The organism is Terriglobales bacterium, assembly GCA_035937135.1.
GTDB lineage: Bacteria > Acidobacteriota > Terriglobia > Terriglobales > Acidobacteriaceae > DASYVL01.
Genome location: DASYVL010000174.1, coordinates 1 through 7,062, shown reverse-complemented (window position 1 = coordinate 7,062; position 7,062 = coordinate 1). Strand labels below are relative to the sequence as shown.

Sequence of the window (7,062 nt, the reverse complement as noted above, 5' to 3'; positions counted from 1 at the left end):
CACGGTCAACGGGACGGGCAGCCTGGTGATGCGCGCCGAGCGCGTGGGCGCGGAGACTTTGCTGGCGCAGATCGTGCGCATGGTGTCGGAGGCGCAGCGCAGCCGCGCTCCCATCCAGCGCCTGGCGGATACGGTTTCGGGATATTTCGTCCCCGTCGTGGTGCTGACCGCCATTGTCACCTTTGCGGTGTGGGCGCTCTACGGTCCGGAGCCACGCATGGCCTACGCCCTGCTCAGCGCCGTGGCTGTGCTCATCATCGCCTGCCCCTGCGCCCTGGGCCTGGCCACGCCGATGGCCATCATGGTGGGGACGGGACGCGGCGCGACTGCCGGCGTGCTCATCAAGAACGCCGAGGCGCTCGAGATCATGGAAAAAGTGGACACGCTGGTGGTGGACAAGACCGGCACGCTCACCGAAGGCAAGCCGCGGCTGGTCTCTGTTGTGGCGCTTCCGCCGCTGAGCGAAGCGGAGTTGCTGCGGTTGGCCGGGAGCCTGGAGCGCGCCAGCGAGCATCCGCTGGCCGCAGCGATTGTGGCAGGCGCGAAGGAGAAGGGCGCCGAGCTCACCGACGGCACAGAGTTCAGCTGCATCCCGGGAAAGGGAGTGACGGGAAAAGTGGCCGACAGGGGCGTGGCGGTGGGGAGCGCGGCATTGTTCGCTGAGTTGAAAATCGACGCCGGAGAGTTGCCTGCTAAGGCCGAGACCCTGCGCCGCGAGGGCCAGACGGTAGTTCTGGTGGCCGTTGACGGGAAGCCCGCCGGGTTGCTGGGCGTGGCCGATCCCATCAAGGCCACGACGCCGGAGGCGCTGCGCATCCTGAAGGAGAGTGGCGTTCGCGTGGTCATGCTGACCGGCGACAGCCGCACCACGGCGGAGGCGGTGGCGCGCAAACTGGGCGTGGACGACTTCGAAGCCGAGGTCCTGCCGCAGCGCAAAGCAGAGGTGGTGAAGCGGCTGCAGGCTGAGGGCCGCGTGGTGGCCATGGCGGGCGACGGCATCAACGACGCTCCGGCGCTGGCTCAGGCGCAGGTGGGAATCGCCATGGGGACAGGGACGGACGTGGCCATCGAGAGCGCAGGGGTGACGCTAGTGAAGGGTGACCTGCGGGGCGTGGCGCGGGCGCGCACGCTCAGCCGCTCCACCATGCGCAACATACGGCAGAACCTGTTCTTCGCCTTCGTCTATAACCTGCTGGGAGTGCCGCTGGCCGCGGGAATCCTCTACCCGTTCTTCGGGCACAGGGCGCTGCTCAGTCCCATGATCGCCAGCGCGGCCATGAGCTTCAGTTCGGTCTCGGTGATCGCGAATTCGCTGCGACTGAGGAAGACGCCTCTGTAAATCCCGTACGGATCCGGGGGAGATATTCGAGGACACTCGGCTGGGTCCAATCAATCGGGCCGACGTACTTGCGGCGGACCACGCCGCTCGCGTCGATGATGTAGCTCTCGGGATATTTCACCGTCCCGTACATCAGGCTGCTCTTCTTACTGGGATCGCGGACGGTGAGCAGGTCTACCTTGTGCTCGACCAGGAATTGGCGGTAGGCCTCCTCGTCCTCGTCCACGCTGACGGCGAATACGGTGACCTTGTCCCGCATCCGCGCCTGCATGGCGACCAGCGAGGGCAGCTCGTCCACGCAAGGCGGGCACCAGGTGGCCCAGAAGTTCAGCACCACGACTTTGCCGCGCAGGTCTTTTAACGCCACCGTGCGGCCGGAGTCCTGGACGGAGAAGTCGGGCGCGGGGCGGTCCACCAGCGGCGGCCGCGGGGTGCGGTCGCAGGCGGCGAGCAGGAACACCAGCAGGAGCCAAACGGAAGAGCGTCGCACATCCGTATAATAAACGTTTGGCCCGATGATGCCATCGAACACAAGCGGCGCGGGGCAAGGAAACGGCGGGGCGCCCGCCGTCTCCGTGATCGTGCCTGCGCGCAACGAGGAGCAGTCTTTGGGCCGCTGCCTGGAGTCGCTGGTGGCACAACAGGGTGTGACGTTTGAGATTCTGGTGGTGGACGACGGCTCGACCGACCGCACGCGGGCGATTGCTGAGTCGTTCGCACCGGTGCAGGTGATGGACGCCGGGCCGCTGCCCCAGGGCTGGACCGGAAAGAATCATGCCGTATGGCAGGGAGCGCAGCGCGCCCGGGGGAGGTGGCTGCTGTTCACGGATGCCGACACCGTGCACGAACCCGGCTCGCTGGCCGCCGCCGCCGCGGAGGCGGAACGCTACGGCGCGGCTCTGCTCTCCTATTCTCCGCGGCAGGAGGTTGAGGGCTTCTGGGAGCGGGCGCTGATGCCGGTGATCTTTGCGGAGCTGGCGAGAGCATATCCGCCCTCGCTGGTCTGCGACCCGCAGTCGCCGGTGGCGGCCGCGAACGGGCAGTATTTGATGATTTCGCGCGAGGCCTACGACGCCATCGGGGGGCATCGCACCGTGGCCGGCTCGCTCTTGGAGGACGTCGCACTCGCCCGCCGGGTGAAGCAGTCCGGACGCGCCCTGCGCTTCCGCTATGGTGGAGAGGCGGTGCGGACCCGCATGTACCGCGACTTCGCGCAAATGTGGGAAGGGTGGACCAAGAATCTGGCGCTGCTCTTCCCGCACCCCATTCGGTTGGCGGTGTTGCGCTCGCTGGAGTTCCTGATCATTACCGGCGCCGGCGTCATGGCGTTCGGAACGTTTCTATTCGACTTCGGGGGTGCGATGCTGGCGCTTCTGGTGCTGGCCATCTCATGGATTGCGTTCCTGGGGCGCATCCGCCGGGCGCATTTTGGCGCGAGGGAGAACGACCTGGCCGTTTTCGGGCTGCCGCTCTTTGCCGCTTTGCTGCTGCGCTCCGCGCGGCATTATCGGATCCGGGGAAGGGTGGAATGGAAGGGAAGAGCCTATCCTCAGGCCGGCCCCGAAGAGGCGAATGCGATGCCAGCCGCGGAGGCGCACCCGATGGAGACGATTCGGTGAGCAAGAAAGCCAAAGCCGCCCCGAACGGAGTGGTCTACCTGACCCGCAAGGCGGAGTTCTCCGCGTCGCACTACTATCACAACCCTGAGCTCTCCGCGGAGGAGAATCGCAGGCTCTTCGGAAAGTGCAACAATCCCCTGGGGCATGGGCACAACTACCTGCTGGAAGTGACGGTGAAGGGCAAGGTGAACGCGCGCTCGGGCTTCGTCCTCGACCTGAAGGAGCTGAAGGAGATCCTGAACCGCGAGGTGTTGGAGGCGATGGATCACCGCTTCCTCAACAAGGAAGTCCCGGAATTCCGGGAGCAGATTCCCACGACCGAGAACCTGGCCATCGCCATCTGGAACCGGCTGGCGCCGCGGCTCAAGCGCGCCGAGCTCGACCGGGTGCGAGTGTACGAGAGTCCCGACCTGTTCGTGGACTACTACGGAGAGCAATGAAAGCCCACCTGACGCGACGGTACTGGTTCCCGGCGTCGCACCGCTTGCACAGCGAGCGCATGTCGGCGGCGGAGAACCGGCGCACCTACGGCAAATGCAACAACCCGCACGGACACGGGCACAACTACACGCTCGAGGTCACGGTGGCCGGGAGGGTGGAGCCCAGGACGGGCATGGTCTGCGACATCGTGGACCTCGACGGCTTCGTCGCGCGCGAGATCCTGGAGCCCTTTGGCTACTCTAACCTCAACCGGCTGGAACCCTTCCGGGAGAAGGTGCCGACTACCGAGAACCTGTGCATCGAGATCTTTAACCGCCTGGAGCAGGGCTTCCGCACGGCGCGCGTCGAGAAGGTGCGCCTGGAGGAGACCATGCTCAACGCCTTTGAGTACGCCGGAGCGAACGACATTCGAAGCCATAGAAGGGAAGAGCGATGACATCCGTGAAGAAGACTGAAGACCCCGTCACCCTGAAACAAGCCGAGACGCAGGAGCTGCTCCATGAGCTGTTGGTGCGGCTGGGCGAAGACCCGGGGCGCGAGGGCTTGGTGCGGACGCCGGCGCGCATGGAGCGCGCGCTGCAGTACCTGACCCGGGGCTACAACGAGGACCCGGAGAAGACGCTGAAGGACGCGCTCTTCTCGGTGAGCTACGACGAGATGGTCATCGTGAAGGACATCGAGATGTTCAGCCTGTGCGAGCATCACATCCTGCCCTTCTTCGGCAAGGTGCACGTGGCCTACATCCCCAACGGGAAGGTGATCGGGCTGAGTAAGATCCCGCGGCTGGTGGACATCTTCGCCCGCCGCCTGCAGGTGCAGGAGCGGCTGACGACCCAGATCGCCGAATCCATCCAGCATGCCATCCAGCCCCAGGGCGTGGGCGTGGTCATCGAGTCTCGGCACCTGTGCATGATGATGCGGGGAGTGGAGAAGCAGCACTCGTCCGCCGTGACCTCAGCCATGCTCGGCGTATTCCGCGAGCGCCAGGAGACACGCGAGGAGTTTCTCTCGCTCATCCGCACACGAACGGCGAACGGGATCTGATGAAGAAGCGCCCGCAGGCCGCCCGGCAGGGAAGACCCATTTCGTCCGCCGGCGAAGCGCTGTAGGCGCTCGCACAGCCATCTAGTAGAATCGGCCCAACTCCCGGGCAACTGAAGAACCCTCTCATGCGGAAATCCGACAGCGCCGGCGACTACAAGGCGGTCAAGCGCACCTCCCAGATCATCTACGGGGAGCGGCAGCACCTGGGGGCTGTGCTGCAGTCGCTGGAGAAGTTCAAGCACGACCCCGCCAAGACCAAGCAGGAGAGGGAACAACTTCAGGCGATGATCGCGGAGCGCACGGCGGAGCTCAACCACTTTCATTCCAAGTGGGACAAGCACGTGCAGCGGGCCCGCGACCGCAACCTTTCGGCTGACGAGCTGGCGAAGATGGCGCGCGAGGCCTCGGCCGACGACTACCTGCTGTTGCGCAACCTCGCCGAGAACCCCAATACGCCGTCGTCAGTGCTGGTGCTGCTGGCCCGGCACTCCTATGACGCGGTCAAGGAGAACGTCGCCCGGCATCCCAACGCCGATGCCAAGACCCTGAAGATGCTGGCGGCCGATCCGGCACGCCCGCTCTGGCTACTGGTGGCCTGCAACGCCTCAGCGCCCGAGGAACTGCGCACCAGCCTGCGCCGGCGCATGGAGCAAATGGAAGAGGCGGGGAAGTAGGCGCCCGAGCCTACCAGTCCGGGTAGCGATAACGCTGCGGCTGCTTGGGCAAGAGCTTGATGAGGGCGACGCCCGCCAGGAATCCGCCCACGTGGGACCAGAAGGCGATGCCGCCCGAGCTTTGGCCGGCCGAGGAGATGCTGGTGGCGGCGCCGCTCAGGAACTGCACCAGGAACCAGTACCCCAGAACCACCCACGCCGGCAGCCAGGTGAAGAACACAAAAAGGAAGGGAACCAGGGTCAGCACCCGCGCCGATGGGTAGAGGAGGAAATATGCTCCCATCACGCCGGCGATGGCCCCGCTGGCGCCAACCGTGGGCACGTCCGAGCCGGGATTGACCAGGGTATGCACGCCGTTGGCGGCGATCCCGGTGACCAGGTAGAACAGGAGGTAGCGGAAGGGACCGAGGTAGTCTTCGATGTTGTCGCCGAAGATCCAGAGGGCCCACATGTTGGCGATGATGTGCAGCCAGGAGGCGTGCAGGAACATGGAAGTGAATATGGGCAGGAGCGCGACTTCGGCGGTGATGCCAGGCTGGCCGTGCAGCAACCCGTTCACGTGCGCGGGAACGACGCCGAACTGAAAGAAGAACTCCAAGCGCGCCGACGGTTCGAGCAGCAGTTCGAAGAGAAAAACCACAGCATTGAGGGCAATCAGGAAATAGGTGACGTAGGGAGTAGAGAAACGCGGCGCGTCGTCGCGAAGGGGAATCATATGCTGGGCCGATTGCGGGAGCGGAACCGGGTGAGCCTCTCCAAAATAACACAGAGCGGAAGCCGATGAACGGAGTCCTGGTGATGGACAAACCGGCGGGCCTGACCTCGCACGACGTGGTGCAGCGCGTGCGCCGCCTGATGAACGAGCGCGCCGTGGGACACCTGGGCACGCTCGACCCCATGGCCACCGGAGTCCTGCCGATGGTGCTGGGGCGCATGACCCGGCTGGCGCAGTTCTACGTGGGCTGCCAGAAGAGCTATGAAGGCGAGATCCGCTTCGGCTTCGCCACCGATACCTACGACGCCGAGGGAGATGCCACAGGGCCGGCAGTGCCGGTCGAGTTCTCCCTGGAGCAGCTGCGGGCCACGGCAGGGCAGTTCCAGGGACGGATCGAACAGATGCCGCCGCCGTTCTCGGCCAAGAAGATCCAGGGTGTGCCGGCCTACAAGCTGGCCCGCAAGAAGCAAGAGGTCGCGCTCAAGGCGGTGACGGTCGAGGTGCTGGAGTTCGAGATCCTGGGGCTGGAGGGGGAGCGGGCGCCATTCCGGGCACGAGTGGCCTCAGGGACGTACCTGCGGTCCATCGCCCACGACCTGGGCAAGGCGATGGGGACGGGCGGCCACCTGGCCAGCCTTCGGAGGACGGCAGTGGCGGAGTTCGCCCTGGCAGATGCCAGGACGCTAGAAGAGGTAGAGGCGGCGGTTAAGAGCGGGACGGCGGGGGAGGTCATGGTCCACCCGCGGCGTCTGCTGCCGGCCCTGCCGGCGGTCACGGCGCCGGAGGAGAGCCTGGGGAAGGTCTGCAGCGGGACCGCAGTCAACCTGCCGGAGATGTCCGGCGCCAGGCAGGTGAAGGTCTTTCGAGGGCAGGGGGAGCTGGTGGCCATAGCCACCCGGGTAGCAGGGACGTTGTTCCATCCGCGGGTGGTGCTGGGGGTGGACCCAGGCCCAGCGTCGAGGACTACTAACGTCCGATAACAGATATTATGTTAACTATATAATCTGCCTGTGGCCGCGGCATCGCCCTGCGCGCTGAGCTATAGAGCTATAGAAGAAATGAGGCCAGTTCTGCCCGGAACTGCGCCAGCTCCTCTACCCTCTCCGGAGTAGCCTCCAGGGTCTCGCCCTTGGCCTGGAATACCTGCCGGGCGCCCTTCGTAACCAGGACTCCCATGACCTCCCCCATCCGCCAGCCGGGGGTGCCAATCATCTTCAGCCCCTCCGGGGT

The 7,062-nt window shown here is 65.5% G+C and carries 10 protein-coding genes; 7 read left to right on the top strand and 3 right to left on the bottom strand.

What is annotated here, in order from left to right:
* The coding region (locus VGQ94_10130; protein HEV2022870.1) for a copper-translocating P-type ATPase at positions 1-1,339 on the top strand (1,339 nt) is incomplete at its 5' end.
* On the opposite strand, the gene VGQ94_10125 is transcribed toward VGQ94_10130, so the two are convergent.
* Positions 1,284-1,829, bottom strand: coding sequence for a TlpA disulfide reductase family protein (locus VGQ94_10125; GenBank protein ID HEV2022869.1), 546 nt, complete (start codon positions 1,827-1,829; stop codon positions 1,284-1,286). The two genes, VGQ94_10130 and VGQ94_10125, sit on opposite strands and share 56 nt — an antisense overlap.
* 28 nt (positions 1,830-1,857) lie before the next feature.
* Here VGQ94_10125 and VGQ94_10120 point away from each other — a divergent pair, with 28 nt between their 5' ends.
* The 5 genes from VGQ94_10120 to VGQ94_10100 all read left to right on the top strand — a co-directional run bounded on the left by VGQ94_10120 (position 1,858) and on the right by VGQ94_10100 (position 5,117).
* Positions 1,858-2,958, top strand: a complete 1,101-nt coding sequence (locus VGQ94_10120) for a glycosyltransferase family A protein (protein HEV2022868.1) — start codon at positions 1,858-1,860, stop codon at positions 2,956-2,958.
* Positions 2,955-3,398 (top strand): 6-carboxytetrahydropterin synthase, encoded by a 444-nt coding sequence (locus tag VGQ94_10115; protein ID HEV2022867.1) that lies wholly within the window; start codon positions 2,955-2,957, stop codon positions 3,396-3,398. The genes VGQ94_10120 and VGQ94_10115 overlap by 4 nt, the downstream gene beginning before the upstream one ends.
* Positions 3,395-3,835: a 6-carboxytetrahydropterin synthase gene (locus VGQ94_10110; GenBank protein HEV2022866.1), complete on the top strand. Its 441-nt coding sequence runs from the start codon at positions 3,395-3,397 to the stop codon at positions 3,833-3,835. Before VGQ94_10115 ends, VGQ94_10110 begins: the two co-directional genes overlap by 4 nt.
* Positions 3,832-4,443, top strand: coding sequence for a GTP cyclohydrolase I FolE (gene folE / locus VGQ94_10105; GenBank protein ID HEV2022865.1), 612 nt, complete (start codon positions 3,832-3,834; stop codon positions 4,441-4,443). Before VGQ94_10110 ends, folE begins: the two co-directional genes overlap by 4 nt.
* 125 nt (positions 4,444-4,568) lie before the next feature.
* Positions 4,569-5,117, top strand: coding sequence for a hypothetical protein (locus VGQ94_10100; protein HEV2022864.1), 549 nt, complete (start codon positions 4,569-4,571; stop codon positions 5,115-5,117).
* A gap of 10 nt (positions 5,118-5,127) precedes the next feature.
* On the opposite strand, the gene VGQ94_10095 is transcribed toward VGQ94_10100, so the two are convergent.
* Positions 5,128-5,832: a rhomboid family intramembrane serine protease gene (locus VGQ94_10095; protein ID HEV2022863.1), complete on the bottom strand. Its 705-nt coding sequence runs from the start codon at positions 5,830-5,832 to the stop codon at positions 5,128-5,130.
* 65 nt (positions 5,833-5,897) lie between these two features.
* Between VGQ94_10095 and truB the strand changes: the two genes are divergently transcribed.
* Positions 5,898-6,812, top strand: a complete 915-nt coding sequence (gene truB, locus VGQ94_10090; protein ID HEV2022862.1) for a tRNA pseudouridine(55) synthase TruB — start codon at positions 5,898-5,900, stop codon at positions 6,810-6,812.
* A gap of 67 nt (positions 6,813-6,879) precedes the next feature.
* On the opposite strand, the gene VGQ94_10085 is transcribed toward truB, so the two are convergent.
* On the bottom strand, positions 6,880-7,062 hold a 183-nt coding region (locus VGQ94_10085; protein ID HEV2022861.1), incomplete at its 5' end, for a hypothetical protein.